The following is a 23,240-nucleotide window of genomic DNA, read 5'->3' as shown; positions in this document are numbered from 1 at the left end:
TCTTCCTGTCCAGCCGGATCGCGTAGATGTCCGTCAGCTCTCGGCAGAGGCAGAGGCGGAGGCGGACGCGGACCGGGCCGGAGCCGCGGCGGTCGCCGGTTCGGCCTTCTGTGGGGCGCCGTCGGCGAGGGCGAGGTCGCGCAGCCCGAGGCGCAGGTGCTCGACGTGGAACAGCGCCTGGTCGAGGAGTTCGGCGACGTGGTGGTCGTACAGGGCGTAGATGATGGAGCGCCCCCGGCGCTCGCCGGTGACCAGGCCGAGATTGCGCAGCAGGCGGAGCTGGTGGGAGCAGGCGGACTGCTCCATCCCGACCGCTTCGGCCAGCTCGCCGACCGCGCAGGGGCCTTCCTGGAGACGGGCGAGGATATACAGCCGCGAGGGGGTCGCCAGCGCCTGGAGGGTGGAGGCGACGTCGGCGGGGCCCGCGGCGTCGAGGCGCTCGCGAGTGCTGGCGTCGTTCCTGCTCTCTGTCCCATGGCCCATGCGGGCCAGTCTACCGACGACGGGCTGTCGACGACCGGCGCGGAGACGCCGGCCCGGGTGGCGGGCCTACGGGGTGGCACCGGACGGCGGGGCGGCGGCGCGGGCGCGCGGGAGCTGTCCGCTCGGCGGGCTCAGCGTCCCCCGCGCGGCGTCGATGAACTCGGACCGCGCCTGGTCGAGGTCATCGGGCGACGGACTGCCGCGCAGGCTGTCGACCAGCCGCCGCGCCGCTCCGGAGACCTCCTCCGGCCCCTCCAAGAGGACGGCGACGAAAGCCCGTTGCAGGGCGGGACCGTCGCCGGGCTGACCGTGGCCGGTCCGCCGGGACAGACTGACCACCTCCGCGCATTCGAGGAACCGCACATACGTCTGGCGGCGCAGGTCGAGCACCCGTACCGCCCGCTGCTCTTCGAGCGTCGCCCGTACGGTGTCCAGCACCGCGTCCGCCTGCCGGTCCCCGGCGTGCCGTGCGGCCTCCGCCTGTCTGCCGCCCGCGGTGCGGGTGAACCACCCGGTGATGAGGCTTCCGACGAGGGCCGAGCCCGCCGCGATCAATGCGATTCCCCACTCACTCATGGGGCCGCATTCTCCCGCACCGGCTCCACTGGCGCCGCAGCCGGTCCGCGTGCCGGCGGGTACGATCGCCGCATGCCGCCGGACGCCCCTGACCAACCTCGTTCATCTGCGGAAACGGCCCGCGCGGCGGTAACTCCCGCTCTAGAATTGGATAATCCATGCGACGGGCGACGGGCGACGGGCGACGGGCGACGGGCGACGGGCGACGGGCGACGGGCGACGGGCGACGGGCGACGGGCGACGGGCGACGGGCGACGTACTCTTCGCCGTCCGGTCGGCGAACGCCCTGCACCGGCTCCTCGACGTGCTCCCCGTCTTCGCCGGTGACGACCGGATCCGCCGGCTCTTCACCCTCGTCCCCGGCTCCGATTTCGATGTGGACGCCCTGGCCGCCATCGAGCGGGTCCACGCGCGCACGATCCCGTGGGACGAGGCGTGCCGGCGCTCGTTCGATCTGATCCTCGCCGCCAGCCCGAAGGGCGATCTCGGCCTGCTGCGCGGTGACCGCGTGCTGCTCCCGCACGGAGCGGGGTTCAACAAGACCATCCGCGGCGAGGGCTCGGGCGACTCCGCCTCCGGTCTCGATCCGGCCTATGTCCTGCCGGGCGGCCGGCCCGTGTCCACGCTCTACGCGCTGGCCCACCCCAGCCAGGTCGCACGTCTGGCCGCTGTCAGCCCGTCGGCCGCACGGCAGAGCGCGGTGGTCGGTGACCCCACGCTGGAACGGTTGCTCGCGTCCCGCTCCCACCGCGATCAGTATCGCGCGGCCCTGGGAACCGGCGGGCGCGAGCTGATCGTCCTCACCTCCACCTGGGGCCCCGAATCGCTGCTCGCACGGCGCCCGGCGCTGCCCGCGGAGCTCGCCGTCCGGCTGCCCCACGACCGCTACCAGCTCGCCCTGATCGTGCATCCCAACGAGCGCAGCCGGACCGGCGTCCTCGATCTCGCGGAACGTCTCGCTCCCGCCCTGGACGCCGGTCTGGTTCTCGCCGGTCCGTACGAGGAGTGGGCCGCGGTGCTCGTCGCCGCCGACGCGGTCGTCACCGATCACGGCTCGACGGCTCTGTACGCGGCGGCCCTGGACCGTACGGTGATCGCCGCCTACGACGGGGGCGACGAACTGATCCCCGGCAGCCCGATGGCCGAACTGCTCGCCCACAGCGTGCGGTTGGAGCGATCGGACCGCCCGGAAAGCTCACTCGAAGCCGCGATCGAGACCGCACTCGACGCGCACCGCCCCGGCGTCACCCGCGCGTTCGCGGATGCCGCCTTCGCCGAGCGGGGCCACGCGCTGGAGCGGCTGCGCGAGGAGGTCTACGGGCTGCTCGGACTCGACCCTCTGGCCGACCCGGCGACCGCCCGTGTCCTTCCGCCGCCCGCCCCGTCCGCCCGCGTACCGGCGGCCTTCGCGGTACGCGTCCACATCGGCGGCGCCGAAGTACGGGTCGAGCGGTATCCCGCCCACAGCGACGCGCCCGCGCACCACCTCGCCGCGGAACACGGCACCGCGAGTGAGCGGCACGCGCAGAGTGCGGGGCTGCTCTACCGCCGGGCCGAACGGTCCACGGCCTCCCCGCAGCGGTCCATCGCCTCCCCGCACCGCGAGGTCCGGACGGCGGCCGGATGGACGGCCGGCATTCTGGACAGCTACCCGGGGTGCCGCACCGCCGCCGTCGTCCTGTCACCGTCGCTCTGTGTGCTGCGCACCCGTTCCGGGGCATTGCTCACGGTCCGTGTCTCCCCCTGCCGGGAGACCGATCGGATCGTGGAGGCCGATCCGGCTGCCGTACTCAGCGCCGTCCACGCGTGGCTGGGCGCGCGTCCCGGACAGTCCGTCGCCGCCACCGCCGACGCCATCACCTGCCGCACCGGGCAGTGGCGCTTCCCGGTCCGGCTCTCCCCCGCCACTCCGGACGAGGCCGAACTCACGCTCTAGGCAAGGCCGTTCCGTACCCGGATGACGCGCGCGTCCTCGCGGTGTCGCCGCGCCTCGGCCGTATGTCCCTCCTCCTCGGCCAGCACCGCGAGCGCGTCCAGAATCCGCGCCTCTTCGTGGTCGGCGCCGCGCTCCCGCGCGCTGTCCAGCGCCGCGACGTACAGCTCGTGTGCCGCACTCCCCCGGCCGAGACGGTGGAGCACACCCCCCAGCGCGAATCCGGTCCGCGCGGTCAGGCGTTCGCGCCCCAGCCGGCGCGCCTCCGTATGCGCCTCTTCCAACAGCCCGGCGGCCCGCTCCAGTTGACCGAGTTCGGCGACGGCCTCCCCCAGCCGGTAGGTCTGGAGCATGGCGCCGTACTCATTGCCGATCCCCCGGTGGACCTCGCGCGATGTCTCGAAATCGGCCGCCGCCGCTGCCCAGTCACCGCGCGCCGACCGCAGCATGCCCTGGAACTCGAGCACTGACGCGCCCAGTTTGCGGTACCGGTCGGACTCGCCCAGGGACCGTGACGCGCCGAGCGCCTGTGCGAGCTCACGCTCCGCCTCCGCGAACTCCCCCTGTTTCCACAGCGGACGTGCCAGTTGACAGCGCATCCGCACGATCAACGGAATGTGTCCCGCCCGTTGCGCCGCGGCCAGTGCGGTACGGAAAGCCTCGATGCCGTCGGTGTCGTGCGGGTGATCGAGGTAGTGGGTCCACAGGGGTTCGCCGAAGGCCGCGGCCTCGGTGTCGCACCCGTGCGCGTAGGCGAGATCCACGGAAGCGTAGAGCGCATGGCGCTCGCTCTCCAGCCAGCGAAACGCCCGTTCCTTCCGGGCCGCCGCGTTGGCTGTTACGTCCCCGCCGACCTCACCGTCCCCGCCGTCCCCGCCGTCCTCGAACGGGACATCAGGGGCGCCGGGGAGGGGATCGACCAGGTCCGCGAAGGTCATGCGCGTACCCGCCGCGTACCAATCGGCGCGCTGCGCCTGGCGCAGATACCAGCGCACGATGCGCGGCTGCCACGCTGACCGCTCTTCCTCGGTGCCGTCGCCTGCCTGGCGTCCCGCGTGGGCGCGCAGCAGTTCGGGCAGACGTTTACGGTCGTCCCCGGTGCCTGACACATCCCTGGTGTCGAGTAAGCCGGCCGACTCCAGCTCCTCCAGCGCCCGGTCGGCGGCGTCCCGTCCCCGGCCCAGGATCGCCGTGGCCGCCTCGGGGGTGAAGGACGTCCCGGGGATGCCCGGCAGCATCCGGTAGAGCAGTGCCGCCTCGGGGCCGAGCCCGCGATAGGCCGCGTCCCACAGCACTTCCACCATGGGGATCCCCTTCCCGTGCAGCTCGGCGGTGAGCTCGTCGATCAGCCGCGGCAGGGGAGTGCGCCGGTGCCTGCGGATCCACCGGCCGGCGACATGGAGGGCCGCGGGCAGACCGCAGCAGAGGCCGACCAGTCTGTCGGCGGCCTCCGGCTCGGCGGCCAGCCGCGCGTCCCCGGCGATGCTCCGCAGCAGCGCCAGGGCATCGGGCGGATCCAGTGGAGGCAGGGCGAGATCGATCGCCGCCGCGTCCTCAAGGTCGTACAGCGGCCCCTGACTTGTGGCGATCACCACGCTGTCGCCGGACGCGGGGAGCAGCGGTACGACCTCGGCCGCGGAGCGCGCGTTGTCGACGACGATGACAAGGCTCGTGCCGTCCGTCTTCGTCCAGTACTGCTTGCACCGGGCCTTGAACGACGGCTTCAGCCACTCCGGTTCCACCCCGAGTGAACCGAGCAGATCCCCGAGAGCGTCCCCGACCTCCACCACGCCGCCGCGCCGGAGATCATCGAGATCGACATAGAGAACGCCGTCGGGGTGGCGGGACCGCAGCGTACGGGCCAGCTGGAACGCCAGCTCCGTCTTCCCCGTACCGCCCAGCGCGCTCAGCGCGAACAGCAGCGGGCGGGACTCCCCGGCCCGCTCCCGCTCTCCCTCGCGCCCGCCGTCCCGCTCGCCGTCGCGCTCCGCGACAGCCGTGGCGGCCAGGGCCTGTTCGCGCTGCCGACCGATGAAGTACGGCACCGGCGGGGGGATCTGATACGTCATGGTCCATGTCTACCAGCCGCCTCGACCCCGCCACGGCCCGATCGCGAACACCCGGGCGGATATCGTGCGTGCGCCGACAACCGGTGGAGGAACCGTTGTCCGGCCAGGGGATCAGCGTCAAGGAGCGAGCGATGGGTACGTCGGCGGGGCCCGCAGGAGCGGGCGGGCTGAAGCGGCATCTGGGCGTGTTCGACGCCGTGGTGATCGGGCTCGGGGCGATGATCGGCGCGGGGATCTTCGCCGCGCTCGCGCCGGCCGCGTCGGCGGCCGGGTCCGGGCTGCTGCTGGGCCTGGCGGTGGCCGCGGTGGTGGCGTACTGCAACGCCACCTCATCCGCGCGGCTGGCCGCCCGCTATCCGCGGTCCGGCGGCACGTACGTCTACGGCCGCGAGCGCCTCGGTGACTTCTGGGGCTATCTGGCCGGCTGGGGCTTCGTGGTCGGCAAGACCGCCTCCTGCGCGGCGATGGCGCTGACGGTGGGCGCGTACGTCTGGCCCGGCCGGGCGCACGCGGTGGCGGTGGCGGCCGTGGTGGCCCTGACGGCGGTGAACTACGCGGGCGTACGGAAGTCCGCGTGGCTGACGCGGGGCATCGTCGCGGTCGTGCTGGCGGTCCTGGCCGCCGTGGTCACGGCCTGTCTGACCGGTGGCACGGCCGCGTCGGCGCGGCTGGACATCGGGGCGGACACCACCTTCGGCGGGGTGCTGCGGGCGGCGGGGCTGCTGTTCTTCGCGTTCGCGGGCTACGCGCGGATCGCCACCCTCGGCGAGGAGGTACGCGACCCGGCCCGGACGATCCCCCGCGCGATCCCGCTCGCCCTGGGCATCACGCTGGCCGTCTACGCGGGCGTCGCCGTCGCGGTCCTTTCGGTGCTCGGCCCCGACGGCCTGGCCGGGGCCACCGCGCCGCTGGACGCGGCGGTCCGGGCCGCCGGGGTTCCGGGGCTGGTGCCGGTGGTACGGGCCGGGGCCGCGGTGGCGGCGCTCGGCTCGCTGCTCGCGCTGATCCTCGGTGTCTCCCGTACCACGCTGGCCATGGCCCGGGACCGGCATCTGCCGTACGCCCTGGCCGCCGTCCACCCGCGCTTCCACGTGCCGCACCGCGCCGAACTCGCGATCGGCGCGGTGGTCGCCGTCCTGGCGGCGACCGTCGATGTGCGCGGCGCGATCGGGTTCTCGTCCTTCGGCGTGCTGGCCTACTACGCCATCGCCAATGCCTCCGCCTGGACGCTGACCCCGGCCGAGGGCCGCCCCGCCAGGATCGTGCCTGTCCTGGGCATGGCCGGCTGCCTGGCCCTCGCCTTCGCCCTGCCGGCGGCCTCGGTCCTCTGGGGAGCGGCGGTGCTGGCGCTCGGCGCCGCCGCGTACGGCCTGCGCGGGGCCGCCGCCCGAGGCTGAGACCGGGGCTGAGACCGGTGGCTCACGCGGGCGGGCTCCGGGCCGGGGCGGGCTCCGGGCCGCTCGGACGGGAGTCAGGGCCGGTCAGCCCCTGTGGCGTCGCCTCCGGCGGGCTCACGCTTGGACGTGAGGAAACACCACGCGCCCGGAGCGCGGGAGGGAGCGGAGGGACATGCACGAGACGCCGCACACCGTGAGCGAGGTGATGACGCGCCCCGTCGTCGCCGTGAGCCCGCGGGCCGGTTTCAAGGAGATCGTCGCGACCATGGCGCGGTGGAAAGTGAGCGCCGTGCCCGTGCTGGCGGGCGACGGCCGCGTGGTCGGGGTGGTCTCGGAAGCCGATCTGCTGCCCAAGGAGGAGTTCCGGGACGCGGACCCGAGCCGGCTGGAGCAGCAGCGCCGTCTCGACGATCTGCGCAAGGCCGGGGCGCTGACCGCCGAGGAGCTGATGAGCGTCCCTGCGGTCACGGTCCGGGAGGACGCCTCTCTGGCCCGTGCGGCGCGGACCATGGTCCGGGGGCGGCTGAAGCGGCTGCCGGTGGTCGACGGCGAGGGCATGCTGCGGGGCATCGTCAGCCGGTGTGACCTGCTGAAGGTGTTCCTGCGGTCCGACGAGGATCTCGCTCAGGAGGTACGTACGGAGGTGGTCGACCGCCTGTTCCTGGTGGCCGGCGAGGATGTGCGGGTCAGCGTGGCCGACGGCGTCGTCACGCTCAGGGGCCGGGTCGGCGACACCGCGCTGGTGCCGGTGGCGGCCAGGATGGTGCGGGCCGTCGAGGGGGTCGTCGACGTCGAATGCGAGCTGGTGGGGCCGGGTGCCCCGGCGACGGCATCGCCCCAGGCGTGAGCCGCGCTCCGAACCGCGGAAGACATTGCAGAGGTACAGCCTGTGCCCGGCGGCTGCCTTCAGGGCCCGGACACCTCCGCCGGCGTACCCGGCGGTGTTTCGCCCGGGAACCCGCTGGTGCGCCACGACCCGCCGTCCGGTGTCACCGCGAACCCTTCGTAGCCGTCGAGGGATTCCAGCCAGTCCCGTGCCGCCTCCCCCATGGCGAAGGCCGCGGTCGCGTACGCGTCGGTCATGGTGAGCCGCTTGCCGACCACCGTGATGGACGCCGGGCCGTGCGCCGGTGTGCCGTGGTGGGGGTTGAGGATATGGGCTCCGCGTTCCGTCTCGCCCGACGTGGCGATGGCCAGGTCGCGGCCGGTGACGACCGTACAGAGCTCGCCGGGACGCAGGGGGTCCGAGATCCCGATGCGCCACGGGGCGCCCGGCGCCGCCTCGCCCCCGAGTTGCAGGTCCCCGCCGCCGTTGACACAGGTGTTGCGGGCGCCCGCCTCGCGCAGGATCCGCGAGGCGCGCTCGACGGACCACCCCTTGACCAGCCCGGACGGATCGAGGACGCCGCCCGCGAGATGGCTGAACCAGCCGCCGGTGTGCCGTACGGCCCGCTTGCAGAGGTTGAGGACCTCGCGTACCTCAGGGGAGCACTCCTCGAATGCGATCTCGCCGCGCGAGAGACGGCAGATGATGCTCTCGGGCCGGTACGTGGAGTACACCTCGTCGACGTGGTGCAGCCAGCGCACCGCCTCGCGCAGCGCGGCCTCGATGGCGGGTGTGCGCGGGTCGCGTATGTCGAACGAGAAGACGGTGCCCATCGCGTGCTCGACATGGCGCCAGGCGCCATGCCCCGGCCGCGTACCCCTGCCCGTACCCGTACCCGTCCTCGTACCCGTACCTGGTTCCCTGCCCGTGTCGGACACCATCAGACACCGGCCTTGTCGAGCGCGCTCTGCAGGGACTGGATATAGCCCTGGCTGGTGTAACTGGCGCCCGAGACCGCGTCGATGTGCGCGCTGTGGGCACTGAGCGCCTCTTGCGTCAGCCGTGGCACGGCGTAGGCGGTGATCTGCTGGTCACGGCCGGATCCGGACGGCACCTGGAGGACCTTGACCGCCGTGAGCCTCCCGTTCTGGACGGTCGCGGCGACCTGCACCGTCCCGTACTGGGTGTCGACGGGGTCACCGGTGTACGTGCCGCTGACCGGTTGCCCGCCGCTCGCCGGGGGCGCGGACGGTGTCGGCGGCGGGACCGTCCCGGCAGGCGGCGTGCCGCCCCCGAGCGCGGAGGTCGCGGCGGTGTGGTGCGGCTTGAGCGCGAGCAGCACGACGACCAGGGAGCAGGTCGACGCCGCGGTCAGGACGGCTCGTCGCACGGGTGGTCTCCTCAGAACTCGAATGACTCGTGATGGATATGCCGGCGCGGCACCCCGGCGCCCCGCAGGGCGCGGGTGGCGGCCTCGGTCATGCCGGGCGGGCCGCACAGATACACCTCGTGCGCGGCCAGTCCGGGCACCAGCTGACTCAGCGCGCGGGCCGTCAGCGGCGAGGAGTACGCGGCCGGTTCGTCGACGACGTAGTGCACGACGGCGCCGCGGGCCGCCGCTATCGCGTCGAGTTCGGCGCGCAGGGCGAGGTCCTCGGGGCGGCGGGCCCGGTAGATGAGCGTCACCTCGCCGGGAAGCGTCTCGAACAGCGCTCTCAGCGGTGTGATCCCGACACCGCCCGCCAGCAGCAGCACCTTCCGCGACGCGCTCCGGTCCGCGGTGAAGGAACCGTACGGCCCCTCGGCCCACACCCGCGTCCCCGGCCGCAGCCGGGCCAGCGCCGCGCTGTGCCCGCCGGCCTCCTTCACGGTGATCCGCAGCCGGCGGGCGAGCGGCGGCGCGGAGAGTGAGTACGGGTTGGCGGTCCACCACAGGCCCGGTGCCAGGAAGCGCCAGCGGAAGAACTGCCCCGGCCGCGCGCCGAGTTCGTCCAGGTGCTCGCCGGTGAGATGGACGGATACGATGCCGGGCGCCTCGTACCGGAGGCCGGCGACGCGCAGCCGGTGGCGCAGCGCCCGCCGTACCGGGACCAGGAAGCGGTACCAGCCGATGAGCGCGGCGACTCCCGCGTACAGCGTGTACCAGGCCGCCTGGGCCGGCCGGTTGGCGACGAAGTCGGCGCCGTTGCTGAGCTGGTGGAAGAAGGCGAGGAAGACGGCCAGGTATGTGGCGAAGTGCAGGTAGTGCCAGGTCTCGTAGCGCATCCTGCGCCGCGCGGCCCGTGCCGAGACGATCGCGGTGCCCACCAGCAGCAGGAAGGCGACGGTGGCCTTGAGCATGTCCGGGTAGGCGCGCAGGAGTGTGGTCGTCTGGTCCACCACGCCGGTGTGCGCGGTGAGGGAGTAGCCCCAGATGATCAGCAGGGTGTGGGCGAGCACCAGCGAGATGGTGTACCGGCCGCCCATCGCGTGCCAGCGCGCGAGCCGGTCGCTGCCGATGCTGTGGTCGAGAAACGGTGTCCGCGCCATCAGGGCGACCAGCACGGCGCAGGCGTACCCCGCCAGGAGTCCGGTGATCCGGGCCGCGCCGGTCAGCCACTCGCCCGTGCCCACGACGGACGGCGTATCGCTCCACCACAGGGCGAGGACACCGGCGGCACCTGCCCAGATCGCTCCCAGCGTCACCGCGGGGACGGCCGAGCGCGGCCGCCGCGGCAGCAGCGCGCGGTCCGTGGTGCGGCGCGCGTGGGTCGCGCTGGTCATGGGAGCTTCCTTCCGCCTGGTGACTCATGGCCGCCCAGCCTGGCAACCCAACCTCTGAGGATCTTCTGAGCGCCGTCGCTCCGGGCGTATTCAGAGGAAACTCAGAGCGAGCCCTGAACCACACGCCCCGGGTCGCGGGGGATGCTGTAGGGACCATGGACAATCACAGCCCCCCGGGCCCCCCGCCCCGTCTGTACGGCAGTGACGGCGCTCCGGTGCGGGTCCTCGTCGTCGATGACGAGCCGGATCTCACCGAGGTCCTCTCCGGCGTGCTGTCGGCCGAGGGCTGGGAGGTGCGCACCGCGTCCGACGGCGCGTCGGCCGTCGCCACCGCCCGCTCGTTCCGTCCGCACGCCGTCGTCCTGGACTGGATGCTGCCCGACATGGACGGTCTGGGGGTGCTGCACGGGCTGCGCGGGGAGCTGGAACACGTGTGTGTGCTGTTTCTGACCGCGCGCGACTCCGTCGAGGACCGGATCGCCGGGATCACCGCGGGCGGCGACGACTATGTGACCAAGCCGTTCAGCCTGGAGGAGCTGCTGGCCCGGCTGCGCGGGCTGCTGCGGCGGGCCGGCATGGCGCGCGAGACGAACGGTGACCGGCTGCTGGTCGTGGGAGACCTGGTGATGGACGAGGAGGCCAGGGAGGTCACCCGTGGCGGTGATCTCGTCGAGCTGTCGCGCACGGAGTTCGAACTGCTCAGGTTCCTGATGCGCAACCCCCGCCGGGTGCTGTCGAAGGCGCAGATCCTGGACCGGGTCTGGTCCTACGACTTCGGTGGCCGCGCGCATGTCGTGGAGCTGTACATCAGCTATCTGCGGAAGAAGATCGACACGGGGCGTCCCGGGATGATCCACACCGTGCGCGGCGTGGGCTACGTACTCAAGCCGGAGTCCTGATGGCGGTCGCGCCGCGTGGTCTTTCGCCGCGCTCCCTGTGGCCACGCACGCTGCGCGGCCAGCTGACCGCCGGGCTCGTCGTGCTCCTCGCCCTCGCCTGCCTGGCGGTGGGCGTCACCACGGCCGTCGCGCTCGAAGGCTTTCTCGTCCGCCGTATCGACCAGCAGCTTTCCGCCTCCGAGGGGAAGTTCGCGGCCAGCCTGGAACACGAGGCCACTCCGGACGGCGACAACCGCCCCGACACCCGTGGCCAGTCGAAGGGCACATTCGGAGCCCGGCTGCTGCGGGGTACGACCACCCAGGCGGCCGTCGTCACGAAAGAGGGCGACTCGCAGGTACGGCTCTCGGCGGAGGACCGGCGGGAGCTCGCCGCGCTGCCGGTCGACGGGAAGGGGCATACGCTCCGGCTGTCCGCGCTGGGGGCCTACCGGCTGGCGGCCGTCAAGGGCGACGACGGCGATGTGCTGGTCACCGGGCTGCCGCTGCGCCCCGTCGAGGAGACCGTGCACCGGCTGGAGTGGGTGGAGTCGGCGGTCTTCGGCGTGGCCCTGATCGGCACCGGGATCCTGGCCGCGTTGTGGGTGCGGCTGTCGCTGGGCCCGCTGCGCAGGGTGACGAGTACCGCGGCGAACGTGGCCGAGCGTCCTCTCGCCAGTGGCGAGGTCGCCATGCCGGACCCGGTACCGGTCACGGACCCGCGTACGGAGGTGGGCCAGGTCGGGACCGCGCTCAACCGCTTGCTCGGCCATGTCGGCAACGCCCTGGAGCGACGGCAGGCCAGTGAGGAACGTCTGCGCCACTTCGCCGCGGACGCCAGCCATGAACTGCGTACGCCCGTGGCCAACATCCGGGGGCACGCGGAGCTCGCGCTCCGGCACAAGGGCCCCGTACCGGGCGAGGTCAGGCGGGCGCTGGACCGTATCCAGTCCGAGTCGGAGCGTATGAGCCGCCTGGTGGACGATCTGCTTCTGCTCGCCCGTATCGACGCGGGCCGCGCCCTGGAACGCGGGCCCGTGGACCTCACGCGGCTGGTGCTCGACGCCACGGACGACGCGCGGGCCGCCGGGCCCGGCCACCGGTGGCTGCTCGATCTGCCGGAGGAGGCCGTGACCATGACGGGCGACGAGCACCGTCTGCACCAGGCCGTCGGCAATCTCCTCGCCAACGCCCGCTCGCACACTCCGGTCGGTACGCGGGTCACCGTACGGCTGACGGCCGGCGAGGACGGCATCCGGCTGAGCGTGGCGGACGACGGTCCCGGCATCCCCGAGGAGCTCCAGCCCGAGATCTTCGGCCGTTTCGTACGCGCGGACATCAGCCGCTCGCGCGCGGCGGGCAACACGGGGCTGGGGCTCGCCATCGTGTACGCGGTGGTCGCCGCGCACGGCGGCACGGTCGGCGTGGAGAGCGCACCCGGGCGCACCGTGTTCACGATGACGCTCCCCGCGTCGCTCCGCGAAGAGGACCGCGATCCGGAAGGCCGACATCCGGAAAGCACATGATCCGGAAGGCCGTGACGCCGGCGCCCGACGGTCGAGCGCGATGCCCGGACTCACGCGTCCAGGGCCGGCCGGGGTCCGGGCTGTGGCGCTCCGGGGGACCTGGACGGCCCATGCGCGGGCCCCGTTCGGCCCTGGTACGCCCACCGGAGCCCGCGCCACGATGGGGAAGTGGCGCCACGATGAAGGGGACGCGGGCCCCACGACGGCGCGGAGGACTGGCATGGACGAGGCACGGGACTTCTCGGCGCGGAAGCCGATCCGGGTGTTCCTGCTGGACGATCACGAGGTCGTGCGGCGCGGGGTGCAGGATCTGCTCGACGCGGAGCCGGACATCGAGGTGGTCGGCGACGCGGCCTCGATCGACCACGCCCTGGCCAGGGGCCCGGCGCTCCGGCCGGATGTCGCCGTTCTCGACGTACGCCTGCCGGACGGTGACGGGATCAGGGTCTGCCGGGAGCTTCGGTCGCGGATGCCCGGTCTGGCCTGTCTGATGCTCACGTCGTTCGATGACGACGACGCGCTGCTCGACGCGATCATGGCCGGGGCGGCGGGCTATGTGCTGAAGGAGATCAAGGGGTCGGATCTGGTGGACGCCGTACGTACGGTCGCCTCGGGCCGGTCCATGCTCGACCCGGCCACGACGACCCGGCTGATGAGCAGTCTGCGCGGTGAGGACGCGGAGGAGGAGCGGCGGGAGCCCGACGCGCTGTCCGGGCTGTCCCCTCGCGAGCGCGAGATCCTGGGGCTGATCGGCGAAGGGCTGACCAACCGGCAGATCGGCGAGCGGCTCTATCTCTCCGAGAAGACGGTCAAGAACCATATCTCGCGGCTGCTGGCCAAGCTCGGTGTCGAACGGCGTATTCAGGCGGCCGTCCTCGCCACTCAGGCGGCCCCGCACTCCGCAGGTCCGGGCCACGGCCACGGCCCGGCCACATGAGCCGCTGACCGCCGCCCGCTCAGCAGGGGGCGACCGGCACGGTCCACACGAGGCGCGTACCGCCGCGACCGCGCGTACCACCACGACCAGTGGCTTCGACCGTCATCCGGCCGCCCAGGGACTCCGCTCTCCCGGCGAGGTTGTCCAGGCCGCTTCGGGGGCTGTCCGGCGCGATACCGACCCCGTTGTCCGAGACGGTCAGGGTCAGCCGGTGATCGCGGACGACGAGGGACACCTCCGCGCCCGTGGCACGCGCGTGACGTGCGACATTGCTCAGCGCCTCGCCCAGGACGGCGACGACGTGGTCGGCGACCGCTGACGGCACATCCGTGTCGATGAGCCCTTCCATGCGCAGCGACGGCGTGAAGCGGAGGGAGCGTACGGCCTCTTCGACCGCCACGGTGGCGCGGACCCGCAGCCCCTGCCGGGTACGTCCCGTGTCATGGGCACGCAGGCCGAAGATCGTCGAGCGGATGATCTTGATGGTCTCGTCGAGATCGTCCACGGCACGCAGCAGCCGCTCGCGCGCCGCCGGGTGGTCCACGAACCGCAGCGTGCTCTGCAGGGTCATGCCGGTGGCGAAGAGCCGCTGGATGGCCAGATCGTGAAGGTCACGGGCGATCCGGTCGCGGTCCTCCAGCAGGGTCAGCTGCTCGGCGGAGCGCCGTCGCCCGGCGAGTTCCATGGCGAGCGCGGCCTGTCCGGCGAAGGCCAGCAGCGGTGCCGTCTCGGCCTCGGTGAACGGGACCTTCCCGCGGAGCCGGGCCAGCAGCAGTACGCCGCGCACATCGTCGCGGGCGACCATCGGCACCGCGACGGCGGGCCCCAGACCGCCCCACCCGGCAGGGCCCTCGGTGCTCCTCGGATCGGTCTCGACGTCCAGGCTGATCAGCGGCTTTCCCGCGTGCAGGGCGGCTCCGACGAACGAGCCCTTCCGTGGCAGCACCAGACCGTTGTGCGCCTCGGCGTCGACCCCGGTGGCGAACGCGATCCGCAGTACGTCCTCGCCCTCCTCGGGCAGCGCCAGCGCTCCCAGGTCGACGGCGAGGATCCGGCGCGCGTGGTCGACGACCAGGGGAAGCACCTGCGTCTCGTCCGCCCCGGAGAGCAGGCCCGCGACGATCTCCGCGTTGGCCTCCAGCCAGTGCTGCCGGTCCCGGGCCTTCTCGTACAGCCGCGCGTTCTCGATGGCCACCCCGGCGGCCACGGCGAGGGTGGACAGGACGGTCTCGTCCTCGTCGTCGAAGTCCTTGCCGCCCCTCTTCTCGGTGAGATAGAGGTTGCCGAACACGGTGTCCCGCACCCTGATCGGCACGCCGAGGAACGAGTGCATGGGCGGATGGCTGGGCGGAAACCCGTACGACTCGGGATGGTCCGAGATCTCGGAGAGCCGCAGGGAATCGGGGTGACGGATCAGCTCGCCCAGGATTCCATGGCCCTCGGGCAGCCGGCCGATGGCGTCCATCTCGTCCGGGGTGAGGCCGACGGGCAGGAAGCGGGAGAGCGTCATGCCCTCGCCGATGACGCCGAGCGCGCCGTACTCCGCGTCCACGAGGACCACCGCGGCCTCCACGATGTGCCGCAGCACCTGGGACAGATCCAGCTCGCGCCCGACCGAGAGCACGGCTTCGAGCAGGCTCTGCATCGATCGCGGCGTCCCCTGCCGGACAGCGTCCAGCTGCGCCTGCAACTCCTCCGGGAGGACGTCCAGCCGTCTCGGGGCACCCTCGGCCCATCTGTTCCCGTCGTCGCCCACGGTCCCTCCGTCGCGGCCGGGCTTCGGACCGCTGACCAGTGACCAGCCGCACTTCCCACCGTAAGGGCTCCGGGGAAGGATGGCTCAGACGGAGGGCCGGTGGCCGTGGTGCACCTCGATCCGGCGCCCGGTGACCTGCGTGGGTGTGATGACGATCCACAGGCCGCGGTCGCCGCCGGCCCAGGCGGTGGTGTGGGCCAGTTCCTCCAGCCGCATCACCCGGTCGGAGGAGGTCACCGACTGTGCCGCGCCGACGACGAGAACGCTCCAGCCCTGGCTGAACGCCTCGTCGATATGGTCCACCTCGAAGGCGACCTCATGGCCCGCGGCCGCGGCAGGCTCGGCGTCCGGAGCGGTCCTGTACGCCACCAGCTCACCGTCGACCGTGTAGTTCACGGGAAAGATCGCGGGCTCGCCGCCCCGCGTCACGGCCACTCTCCCCACCCCGTGGGTGGACAGCAGCGTCCGGGACTCCTCGGAGCTGAGCGTGATCAGCTCGGGCCGGTATCCGGCCGCGCCGATTCCGGGCGGGAGATCCGTCGTGGCGCCCGTCAGCTCAGGGACGGTGGTCTCCAGCGCGTCGGCGAGGCGCAGCAGGAAGCCGATTCCCGGCGCCGCGGGGTGCTCCTCCAGATACTGGATGTAACCGGGTGCCGAGCCCGCCCGTACGGCCACGTCCTCGCGTGTGAGCCCCAGTTCCTGCCGCCGTGCCAGGACCCGTCGGCCCAGGTCCGCGCGGTGCGGGGCCGGGTTCCCGGGGCGGAAACCGTCGTCCGGCGCCCTGCCCGCCGTGGCGTCCGTCGTCGCGTCCGTCGTCCTGCCGGTGGTCCTGTCCGTCATGGTGGCTCTCCCGCGGGTCGGTGGTGTTCCTCGTACGCCCCGGCCTCCGGCACCGGGGGCTGCGCGCGCCTGCGTCTCAACGGTCGCTCCTGTGCGACCACTTGGGTTCCACCTGGGCCCATTCCTTGTCCCACTGGGCGTCGAGCCGGCGGTCGAGCGAGCGGTGGAACCCCACCCGCGCGCCGGTCACCAGGACGGCCGTCGTGCTCGCGGCCACGATCCCGGCGGTCACTCCGGTGATGAGGCCCACGGTCGAGTTCTCCGGGGGCAGGGTGATCCGGTCCGACCGGTCCACCCAGATACGGATGGACGATCCCTTCTTCTGGCCCTCGATGACGACGGTCCTGCCGGTGTGTGTCCCGCTCGCGTCGGTCCAGGTGACCGGCGCGCTGCCCACCGCGCCGCCCGGGACTGCGCCCGGTACGAGATGGCTCGCGTTCGCCGTCAGATGGGCCGTGACCTGGTGCTTCCCCACGTTCCGGGAGTGAGTGATCCCCTGGTAATGGTCATAGGTAAAGCTGCCGGCCGCCCATCCCGCGAGCGGCAGGCCGATGATCAGTACGACGATCAGGAGCACGTTGACGAAGACCCGCAGCCGGTCGGCCGGCCTGCGCAGCGGATTGTCCTTCCCGGCGGCTCGCCGATGTCCCGGCCGGTGCTTCCGGTGGTTCCTGGGGTCCCGTGGATCCGGCGTCCGCATGGTCCGGCCTCCTGAACTCGACGGGCTCAATGCCGCGCACGCTGCGCGCTCGGGGACAGATGTTCCGTGAGCCATTCACGGGCCAGATCCGCCACGGCTTCGAGAGCGCCCGGCTCCTCGAAGAGATGGGTCGCCCCGGGCACCACGTCGAGACGCTGCTCGCAGTGCATACGCTCGGCCGCCAGCCGGTTCAGGTCGAGCACCTGCGTATCGGCGCCGCCCACGATGAGGAGAGTGGGTGCCCGTACGTCGGCGAGCGCGTCGCCGGCCAGGTCGGGACGGCCGCCGCGGCAGACCACGGCCTTGATGTCCGCGTGCGGCTCGGCGGCGGACAGGAGCGCGGCCGCCGCGCCCGTGCTGGCCCCGAAGTAGCAGACCGGCAGGGCGTGTTCGGCCCCCAGCCATGCGGTGACCAGGGTGAGCCGCCGGGCCAGCAGGGGGATGTCGAAGACATTGGCCCTGTCGCGTTCCTCCTCGGGGGTGAGCAGGTCGAACAGCAGGGTGCCGAGGCCCGCCCGGTTGAGCCGCGCGGCCACCGACCGGTTGCGGGGGCTGTGCCGGCTGCTGCCACTGCCGTGGGCGAAGACCACCACGCCCGGCGCGCCGTCCGGCAGGGTCAGATTTCCGGGCAGCCCGCGGCCGTCGATGGTCATCTCGACCTCACGCTCGACGACCGGTCCGGCAACCGGGCCGACGGGCTGGGCGTCATCCGCGCCGCCGCCGGGGCCGCCGGCCTCCGTACCCTCCGTGGCGCTTCTCGTGGCGCCCCCGGAGGTGGCCAGGCGGTCATGGAGCAGCTCGACGACCTCGGCGTCGGTGGTCTGGGAGAAGTCCGTGTACCACTGGCCGACGGAACCGAAGTAGTCCGGCGAGTACAGGCACACCACCTCGTCTGCCTCCCCGCTCAGTTCCGCCACCGCTCCGGGCGGAGCCACGGGTACGGCGAGCACCACCCGGGCCGCACCGCGTGCCCGCGCCACCTCGCAGGCGGCGGCAGCGGTCGATCCGGTGGCGATGCCGTCGTCGACGATCACCACCGTCCGCCCGGTGAGGGCGGTGGGCGGTCGATCCGCCCGGTAGGCGCGAAGGCGCCCTTCCAGCGCGTTCCGCTCGGTCAGCTCCACCGCGGCGCGCTCACGCGGCCCGAGCCGGGCGGCCCGCACCACATCGTCGTTCAGGATGCGTACCCCGCCCTCGCCGATGGCGCCGAACCCGAGCTCGGGCCTGGAGGGCACTCCGAGCTTGCGGACGGCGATGACATCGAGCGGCGCGTCGAGCACCCGCGCGACCTGGTACGCCACGGGGATCCCGCCACGCGGCAGCCCCAGCACCAGAGGGTCGTCGAGGTCCAGCCGCGCCACTTCCCCGGCGAGCTGTATCCCGGCGGTCGTTCGGTCGGCGAAACGCATGCCCGCCTCCTCTCCCGAAGCCCGCTTCCACCGCACCACGCGGACCATCCGCCCCGACAGGGGCCAAGAGACCCATGCCAGTGCCGTCCGGCCCTATCCCTTGGTACGGGTGGTACGGGCTGGTACGGGCGAACCCCGGTACGGGCGCCTCGCGGCCCCCGGGGCCGGGAGGCGCGGTTGCCGACGGGGAACCGCTCACCGATGCTCGGACTCAGGGGCCCGCGCGTCGTACAGGGCCGGGCCCGGAGGAGGCGAGCGGTGATGACCGGTCTCCTGGAGACGCTGCCGGCCGCCGAACGCCGACGGCTGACCGACGCGCGTCCGGGCGTCGAGCTGGCGTCCCGGCCGATGCTGGCCACCCTGAGCGACCGCCGTGAGTTCGACGACGCGTGGATCTTCGAGCGCAAGCTCGACGGGGTCCGGGTGCTCGCGGTGCGGGACGCGCGCGGCGTACGGCTGCTGTCGCGCAACGGCGTACGGCTGAACAGCACCTACCCGGAGATCCTGGACGCCCTCGCCGCGCAGGATTGCGCCGACTTCACCGTGGACGGCGAGATCGTCGCCTTCGCGGACGGCCGTACCGACTTCGCCCTGCTCCAGAAGCGGATGGGGATCTCCGACGCCCGCCGGGCCCGCGCCACCGGCGTCGCCGTCACCTACTGTCTCTTCGACCTCCTGCGGCTCGACGGCGCCGATGTCACCGCGCTCCCCCTGCGCTCACGTAAATCCCTGCTCCGCAGGGCCCTGGTCCACCGGCCCCCGCTGCGGTTCATCTCCCACCGCAACCACGGCGGCCAGGAGTTGCTGGACGAGGCGTGCGCCCGGGGCTGGGAGGGGCTGATCGCCAAACGGGCCGCCGGCCGCTACCAGCCCCGCCGGTCCCCCGACTGGCTGAAGCTCAAGTGCCTGCGCGCGCAGGAGTTCGTCATCGGCGGCTTCACGGAACCGTCCGGCTCGCGCATCGGCTTCGGAGCGCTGCTCCTCGGGTACTACGAGGGCGGCCGGCTGCGCTACGTGGGCAAGGCCGGTACGGGGTACGACCAGCGAACCCTGCGGGATCTGCGCCACCGGCTCGACGAACTGGCCCTGGAACACTCGCCGTTCGCCACCCCGGTCCGTGAGCGCGCCCCGCACTGGGCGCGCCCCCGGCTCGTCGCCGAGATCGAGTTCACGGAATGGACGCGGGACGGGATGCTGCGCCACCCCCGGTTCCGCGGACTGCGCGACGACAAGGATCCGGCCGAGGTGGTACGGGAGCGGGCCGCGTGACCGGCGACGCCCCCACGCGCGCCCCCGCCCCGCCGCTCGTTCCCAGCCCGACTCGCCTCGCCCGGCCCCGCCTCGCCGGTCATCTCGCCGTCGACAGGGGCGTCGCGATGTCCTCCAGCGACCGGCGCTCGGCCCGTACCGCGAGGAACGCCGCCACCAGCCCCGCCGCGCACATGAGTGCGGCGCCGATCCGGAAGGCGAGCGCCGTGTCCCCGACCACCCCGGAGGCCGTGAGGTCCGCGAAGACCAGCGGGCCGCTGATGCCGCCCGCCGCCGTACCGAGCGCGTAGAAGAACGCGATCGCCATGGCGCGGGTCTCCATCGGGAAGATCTCGGAGACCGTGAGATACGCGCTGCTCGCGCCCGCCGACGCGAAGAACAGCACCACGCACCAGCACGCGGTGAGTGTGGTGGCCGTCAGTGAGCCGCGGTCGAAGAGCCAGGCGGTGACGAAGAGCAGCACGCCCGACAGCAGATAGGTGCCGGAGATCATGATTCGACGGCCGACCGTGTCGAAGAGCCTGCCGAGCAGCAGCGGGCCGACGAAGTTCCCGGCGGCGATGACCGCGAAGTAGTAGCCCGTGTGTCCGGTGCCGACGCCGAAGAACGTCGTCAGGATGGTGCCGAACCCGAACGTGATCGCGTTGTAGAGGAACGCCTGCCCGATGAAGAGCGACAGGCTCAGCACCGCCCGCCTGGGGTACCGGCGGAAGACCGTCCTGGCGATGAGGCCGAAGCCGATGCTCTTGCGCTCATGGATCGTGATCTCACCGGCCGGCGGAGGGAGCTTCCCGTGTTTCTCCGCCTCGATGCTCCGTTCGACGGAATCGACCAGCTTCTCCGCCTCCTCGCCGTACCCGTGGATGAGCTGCCAGCGGGGGCTCTCCGGTACGTGCCGTCGTACGAGGAGGATGACCAGGCCGAGGACGAAGCCGAGCGCGAAGGCGAGGCGCCACCCCAGGTCCTCGGGGAGGAGTTCGGTGTTCAGCAACAGGATGGACAGCAGCGAACCGCCCACGGCGCCCAGCCAGTAGCTGCCGTTGATGATCAGGTCGACACGTCCCCGGTACGCGGACGGGATCAGCTCGTCGATGGCCGAGTTGATGGCCGCGTACTCACCGCCGATGCCGAATCCGGTGAGGAAGCGGAAGAGGAAGAACCACCAGGCGTCGAAGGACAGCGCGGTCATCGCGGTGGCGCCGAGATAGACCGCGAGGGTCACCATGAACAGCCTCTTGCGGCCGTAACGGTCGGTGAGCCGGCCGAAGAACAGCGCGCCCGTGCACGCCCCCGCCACGTACAGAGCGGCGGCGACGCCCGTGACCTGAGCCGATGTGATCGCCAGACCGCTGCCCGGCTCGGACAGACGCCCGGCGATATTGCCGACGATCGTGACTTCGAGACCGTCGAGGATCCAGACCGTACCCAGGCCGATCACGATCATCCAGTGCCAGCGCGACCAGGGCAGCCGGTCGAGCCGTGCCGGCACGGCCGTGGTGAGGGTGCCCGGCTCCGATGCGGCGGGCGGCGTCATCGATTCCCTCCTGCCGTCGCGTACGTCGCACTGAACCACTATCCGACGGCTGTCCCCGCCACGCCGGTTGTCTCCGCGCCGGTTCTCTCCGCGCCGGTTCTCCACACACCGGTTCTCTACCGCTCTACGCGCCGGGCCTGTCCGCGCCGGTTCCCTCCGCGTGCGGACAGCCAGCGCAGGGACGCCAGTCCGAGCCCGGTCATCATGCCCTCCAGCCTCGGGTCCCCCGTGGAGTCCATGGAGCAGGCCGCGGCCAGGAGGAACCCCGCCTGCGCCGAGATGAGCACGTCGACCGCCTCGGGGTCGACACCGGCCAGCAACGGATGGCGCGCCGCGTACGGTTCCGGATCGATCCCGGAGAGCGCCACGCTGCCGAGCAGCATCACCACATCGGCGTGCGCAGGCCCGACCCAGGCGTGCGGCCAGTCCACGACGACGACACGGTCATCGGTGAGCAGGATGTTGAACGGGTACAGGTCTCCGTGCGTGAGGGTGTCTCCGGCGGTCGCCTCACCGAGCCGTGCCTCCAGCGACAGATGCAGGTCCAGTTCGCGGGCGGCCCGGGGCGCGATCGCGGTCAGTTTCGCCAGCGCGCGGGGATGGTTCGTCAGTCGCTCCCAGCCGCCCAGCCGTGGCGCCGGGAGGGCCACCGGGAGACGGGGCGCCGGGGTGAGCCGTTCGGCCAGATCGGTGAGGGCGTCGAGGACCCGTTCCAGTTCGCTCTCGCGCCACGGCTGCGCGGGAAGCGTTCCGTCGATGTCCTCGTAGACGAGCGCCACCCAGTCGCCGTCGTCGTAGGTGCCCAGCAGCCGGGGCACGGGCACCCCGGGCGGCAGCGCGGCGGCCACCGCGCCCTCCCGGCGGTGGAACGCGCCCACGGCGGTCGCGGCGACCGTGTCGACGGCCTTGGCGAACGCCCTGCGGCCGTCGGACAGTTCCAGCCGGACCGCGAGGCCGTCGGAGAAACCGCCCTGCTGGCCGGTGGCCTCGGTCACCGTGCCCTGGAGTACGTTCTCGATCCCGGCCTTCACCGGTCGGGGCAGGCTCTCCCAGGGAACGCGCCGGCTGCCGGTATGAGCGGGAAGAGGCACGGGCGTACCCCAGGAATCGTGGTTGGCTGGCATGGACTGAGCTTACGGGGGCGGCCGGACGCGTCGGTGCGCTTGCGGCCGGGCCCGGCCGCCGCTACCGGCCGCCCCTCCGGGTCAGGGAGACCGGTCCGCCCTCGGGCCCGGCGCCCGTCGCGGAGCCGGACGAGGCCACCGCCACGCCGTACGGGCTGTTGCCGAGCGCCAGGGTGGCCGTGACCTTGAGGGTCTGGGGGTCGATCACCGTGAGCGTGCCCGCTCCCTGGTCCGTGACATAGACCGCGTGCGAGGTGACCGCGATGTTGAACGGGTCCGTGCCCGGCGGGCCCACGTTGACGGTCCCCGCGACACGGTGGCTGCCGGTGTCGATGACTTTGACGTTGCCCGGACCGAGGACGGCGACGTACGCCTTCTTTCCGTCCGGTGCGAGCGTCACACCGAAGACTCCCTCGCCGACCGGCACGGTGGCCGTGACCTTGCCGGTACGGGTCGAGATGACCGAGACACGGGCGGTCGTCTCGTTGGCGACATAGACGGACTCACCGTCCGGGGTGACGGCGACACTCACGGGTGAGCGGCCCGCCGGGAGGGTCCCTACGACCCGGTGGGTACGGGTGTCGATACGCGAGACGTCGGCGGAACCGGAGTTGGCGACATAGGCCGTCCCGCCGTCGTGGCTGACGGCCACGGCCACCGGGGAGACACCGACCGGGACGGTCGCGGTCACCCGGTTGGTCCGGGTGTCCAGTACGGAGACGTTGTTCGAGCCGCCGTTGGTGACGTAGAGGGTGGAGCCGTCCGGGCTCAGCGCGACCCCGGTGGGCTTCTTCCCGACGGGGACGGTCGCGACGATCTTCCTGGTCCGGGTGTCGAGCGCCGAGACCGTGGCCGATTCACTGCCGGCGATATAGGCGCGCTTGCCGTCCGGGGTGACGGCGATGCCTTCGGGGCCGGTCCCGGCGGGCACGGTCGCCACGACCTTGTGGGTGCTGACATCGATCACCGAGACGGTGTTGTCGAGTTGGTTGGTCACATACACGTGGTGCCCGGCGCCCGGTTGTCCGGTGGCGGAGACCGCCGCGGCCGGGCCGCCCCCCGACGTTCCGGCCGCCGGGGAACAGGACATCAACAGGAGCGCCGTGCCCGCGCCCAGGACCGGCCGGAGCATCCTCGTGTACGGCGGGCCGATGTACGTCCGGCCGACGCCGACGGGATGGGCTCGGGTGTGGCGGGCGGAACGCATGGCGCCTCCAGGGGTC

20 protein-coding genes are annotated in these 23,240 nt (G+C 72.6%); 7 read left to right on the top strand and 13 right to left on the bottom strand.

All coding sequences use genetic code 11. The annotated features are described in order from the left end of the window. Window positions 1-33: 33 nt before the first annotated feature. Both ACFRKB_RS01310 and ACFRKB_RS01305 read right to left on the bottom strand, forming a co-directional pair. Window positions 34-483, bottom strand: a complete 450-nt coding sequence (locus tag ACFRKB_RS01310; RefSeq protein WP_383102242.1) for an ArsR/SmtB family transcription factor — start codon at window positions 481-483, stop codon at window positions 34-36. Between the two features lie 66 nt (window positions 484-549). After that, window positions 550-1,059 carry a hypothetical protein gene (locus ACFRKB_RS01305; RefSeq protein ID WP_383102240.1) on the bottom strand — a complete coding sequence of 170 codons (510 nt, stop codon included), beginning with the start codon at window positions 1,057-1,059 and terminating at the stop codon, window positions 550-552. Between the two features lie 304 nt (window positions 1,060-1,363). Here ACFRKB_RS01305 and ACFRKB_RS01300 point away from each other — a divergent pair, with 304 nt between their 5' ends. Continuing rightward, entirely contained in the window at window positions 1,364-2,995 is a 1,632-nt protein-coding gene (locus ACFRKB_RS01300; RefSeq protein WP_383102238.1) for a translation initiation factor 2, read from the top strand. Here ACFRKB_RS01300 and ACFRKB_RS01295 read toward each other — a convergent pair. Beyond that, window positions 2,992-5,061, bottom strand: a complete 2,070-nt coding sequence (locus tag ACFRKB_RS01295) for a hypothetical protein (protein ID WP_383102236.1) — start codon at window positions 5,059-5,061, stop codon at window positions 2,992-2,994. The two genes, ACFRKB_RS01300 and ACFRKB_RS01295, sit on opposite strands and share 4 nt — an antisense overlap. Before the next feature lie 131 nt (window positions 5,062-5,192). Here ACFRKB_RS01295 and ACFRKB_RS01290 point away from each other — a divergent pair, with 131 nt between their 5' ends. Both ACFRKB_RS01290 and ACFRKB_RS01285 read left to right on the top strand, forming a co-directional pair. Next, window positions 5,193-6,458, top strand: coding sequence for an APC family permease (locus ACFRKB_RS01290; protein ID WP_383102234.1), 1,266 nt, complete (start codon window positions 5,193-5,195; stop codon window positions 6,456-6,458). Between the two features lie 172 nt (window positions 6,459-6,630). Then, a complete protein-coding gene (locus ACFRKB_RS01285) occupies window positions 6,631-7,305 on the top strand; it encodes a CBS domain-containing protein (protein ID WP_383102232.1) in 675 nt (224 codons plus the stop codon). A 59-nt stretch (window positions 7,306-7,364) separates the two neighbouring features. Here ACFRKB_RS01285 and ACFRKB_RS01280 read toward each other — a convergent pair whose 3' ends face one another. The 3 genes from ACFRKB_RS01280 to ACFRKB_RS01270 form a co-directional block, all read right to left on the bottom strand. Beyond that, complete coding sequence (locus tag ACFRKB_RS01280) at window positions 7,365-8,117, bottom strand: FAD:protein FMN transferase (protein ID WP_383102555.1); 753 nt, start codon at window positions 8,115-8,117, stop codon at window positions 7,365-7,367. A 107-nt stretch (window positions 8,118-8,224) separates the two neighbouring features. Next, window positions 8,225-8,674: an FMN-binding protein gene (locus ACFRKB_RS01275; protein WP_383102230.1), complete on the bottom strand. Its 450-nt coding sequence runs from the start codon at window positions 8,672-8,674 to the stop codon at window positions 8,225-8,227. 11 nt (window positions 8,675-8,685) lie between these two features. Continuing rightward, entirely contained in the window at window positions 8,686-10,047 is a 1,362-nt protein-coding gene (locus tag ACFRKB_RS01270) for a ferredoxin reductase family protein (RefSeq protein ID WP_383102228.1), read from the bottom strand. 155 nt (window positions 10,048-10,202) lie between these two features. On the opposite strand from ACFRKB_RS01270, the gene ACFRKB_RS01265 reads away from it, so the two are divergent. The 3 genes from ACFRKB_RS01265 (at window position 10,203) to ACFRKB_RS01255 (ending at window position 13,385) form a co-directional block, all read left to right on the top strand. Beyond that, window positions 10,203-10,946, top strand: coding sequence for a response regulator transcription factor (locus tag ACFRKB_RS01265; protein WP_383102226.1), 744 nt, complete (start codon window positions 10,203-10,205; stop codon window positions 10,944-10,946). Beyond that, window positions 10,946-12,448, top strand: a complete 1,503-nt coding sequence (locus tag ACFRKB_RS01260) for a sensor histidine kinase (protein WP_383102224.1) — start codon at window positions 10,946-10,948, stop codon at window positions 12,446-12,448. The genes ACFRKB_RS01265 and ACFRKB_RS01260 overlap by 1 nt, the downstream gene beginning before the upstream one ends. 220 nt (window positions 12,449-12,668) lie before the next feature. Beyond that, window positions 12,669-13,385: a response regulator gene (locus ACFRKB_RS01255; protein WP_383102223.1), complete on the top strand. Its 717-nt coding sequence runs from the start codon at window positions 12,669-12,671 to the stop codon at window positions 13,383-13,385. A gap of 19 nt (window positions 13,386-13,404) precedes the next feature. Here ACFRKB_RS01255 and ACFRKB_RS01250 read toward each other — a convergent pair whose 3' ends face one another. The 4 genes from ACFRKB_RS01250 to ACFRKB_RS01235 form a co-directional block, all read right to left on the bottom strand. Beyond that, on the bottom strand, window positions 13,405-15,141 hold the full coding sequence (locus ACFRKB_RS01250) for a sensor histidine kinase (RefSeq protein ID WP_383102221.1): 1,737 nt from the start codon (window positions 15,139-15,141) through the stop codon (window positions 13,405-13,407). Between the two features lie 84 nt (window positions 15,142-15,225). Next, on the bottom strand, window positions 15,226-15,981 hold the full coding sequence (locus ACFRKB_RS01245) for a helix-turn-helix domain-containing protein (protein ID WP_383102219.1): 756 nt from the start codon (window positions 15,979-15,981) through the stop codon (window positions 15,226-15,228). Window positions 15,982-16,057: 76 nt separating this feature from the next. After that, window positions 16,058-16,681 (bottom strand): Rv1733c family protein, encoded by a 624-nt coding sequence (locus tag ACFRKB_RS01240; RefSeq protein WP_383102217.1) that lies wholly within the window; start codon window positions 16,679-16,681, stop codon window positions 16,058-16,060. A gap of 26 nt (window positions 16,682-16,707) precedes the next feature. Continuing rightward, window positions 16,708-18,090: an alpha/beta family hydrolase gene (locus tag ACFRKB_RS01235; protein ID WP_383102216.1), complete on the bottom strand. Its 1,383-nt coding sequence runs from the start codon at window positions 18,088-18,090 to the stop codon at window positions 16,708-16,710. A 261-nt stretch (window positions 18,091-18,351) separates the two neighbouring features. Here ACFRKB_RS01235 and ligD point away from each other — a divergent pair, with 261 nt between their 5' ends. Beyond that, window positions 18,352-19,359, top strand: a complete 1,008-nt coding sequence (gene ligD / locus ACFRKB_RS01230; protein ID WP_383102214.1) for a non-homologous end-joining DNA ligase — start codon at window positions 18,352-18,354, stop codon at window positions 19,357-19,359. Between the two features lie 79 nt (window positions 19,360-19,438). Here the strand turns inward: ligD and ACFRKB_RS01225 are convergent, their stop codons facing one another. From ACFRKB_RS01225 to ACFRKB_RS01215, 3 genes are all read right to left on the bottom strand, one after another. After that, the gene (locus ACFRKB_RS01225) at window positions 19,439-20,893 is read right to left on the bottom strand and encodes an MFS transporter (RefSeq protein WP_383102213.1); all 1,455 of its coding nucleotides are present in this window, start codon (window positions 20,891-20,893) and stop codon (window positions 19,439-19,441) included. Between the two features lie 116 nt (window positions 20,894-21,009). After that, the gene (locus ACFRKB_RS01220; protein ID WP_383102211.1) at window positions 21,010-22,017 is read right to left on the bottom strand and encodes a phosphotransferase family protein; all 1,008 of its coding nucleotides are present in this window, start codon (window positions 22,015-22,017) and stop codon (window positions 21,010-21,012) included. A gap of 61 nt (window positions 22,018-22,078) precedes the next feature. Beyond that, window positions 22,079-23,224: a YVTN family beta-propeller repeat protein gene (locus tag ACFRKB_RS01215; protein ID WP_383102210.1), complete on the bottom strand. Its 1,146-nt coding sequence runs from the start codon at window positions 23,222-23,224 to the stop codon at window positions 22,079-22,081. Between the last annotated feature and the right edge of the window lie 16 nt (window positions 23,225-23,240).

The organism is Streptomyces scopuliridis (genome assembly GCF_042790125.1).
GTDB lineage: Bacteria > Actinomycetota > Actinomycetes > Streptomycetales > Streptomycetaceae > Streptomyces > Streptomyces scopuliridis_A.
The sequence above is the reverse complement of the archived record's forward strand: the minus strand, read 5'-3'. Positions and strand labels throughout refer to the sequence as shown.

Bases quoted from the DNA above. Each gene is read 5' to 3' on its own strand.
- ACFRKB_RS01235 (WP_383102216.1), bottom strand. From the start codon at position 18,090: ATGCGTTTCGCCGACCGAACGACCGCCGGGATACAGCTCGCCGGGGAA.
- ACFRKB_RS01310 (WP_383102242.1), bottom strand. From the start codon at position 483: ATGGGCCATGGGACAGAGAGCAGGAACGACGCCAGCACTCGCGAGCGC.
- ACFRKB_RS01255 (WP_383102223.1), top strand. From the start codon at position 12,669: ATGGACGAGGCACGGGACTTCTCGGCGCGGAAGCCGATCCGGGTGTTC.
- ACFRKB_RS01290 (WP_383102234.1), top strand. From the start codon at position 5,193: ATGGGTACGTCGGCGGGGCCCGCAGGAGCGGGCGGGCTGAAGCGGCAT.
- ACFRKB_RS01265 (WP_383102226.1), top strand. From the start codon at position 10,203: ATGGACAATCACAGCCCCCCGGGCCCCCCGCCCCGTCTGTACGGCAGT.
- ACFRKB_RS01225 (WP_383102213.1), bottom strand. From the start codon at position 20,893: ATGACGCCGCCCGCCGCATCGGAGCCGGGCACCCTCACCACGGCCGTG.
- ACFRKB_RS01295 (WP_383102236.1), bottom strand. From the start codon at position 5,061: ATGACGTATCAGATCCCCCCGCCGGTGCCGTACTTCATCGGTCGGCAG.
- ligD (WP_383102214.1), top strand. From the start codon at position 18,352: ATGACCGGTCTCCTGGAGACGCTGCCGGCCGCCGAACGCCGACGGCTG.
- ACFRKB_RS01245 (WP_383102219.1), bottom strand. From the start codon at position 15,981: ATGACGGACAGGACCACCGGCAGGACGACGGACGCGACGACGGACGCC.
- ACFRKB_RS01260 (WP_383102224.1), top strand. From the start codon at position 10,946: ATGGCGGTCGCGCCGCGTGGTCTTTCGCCGCGCTCCCTGTGGCCACGC.
- ACFRKB_RS01215 (WP_383102210.1), bottom strand. From the start codon at position 23,224: ATGCGTTCCGCCCGCCACACCCGAGCCCATCCCGTCGGCGTCGGCCGG.
- ACFRKB_RS01285 (WP_383102232.1), top strand. From the start codon at position 6,631: ATGCACGAGACGCCGCACACCGTGAGCGAGGTGATGACGCGCCCCGTC.
- ACFRKB_RS01240 (WP_383102217.1), bottom strand. From the start codon at position 16,681: ATGCGGACGCCGGATCCACGGGACCCCAGGAACCACCGGAAGCACCGG.
- ACFRKB_RS01305 (WP_383102240.1), bottom strand. From the start codon at position 1,059: ATGAGTGAGTGGGGAATCGCATTGATCGCGGCGGGCTCGGCCCTCGTC.
- ACFRKB_RS01280 (WP_383102555.1), bottom strand. From the start codon at position 8,117: ATGGGCACCGTCTTCTCGTTCGACATACGCGACCCGCGCACACCCGCC.
- ACFRKB_RS01220 (WP_383102211.1), bottom strand. From the start codon at position 22,017: ATGCCAGCCAACCACGATTCCTGGGGTACGCCCGTGCCTCTTCCCGCT.
- ACFRKB_RS01270 (WP_383102228.1), bottom strand. From the start codon at position 10,047: ATGACCAGCGCGACCCACGCGCGCCGCACCACGGACCGCGCGCTGCTG.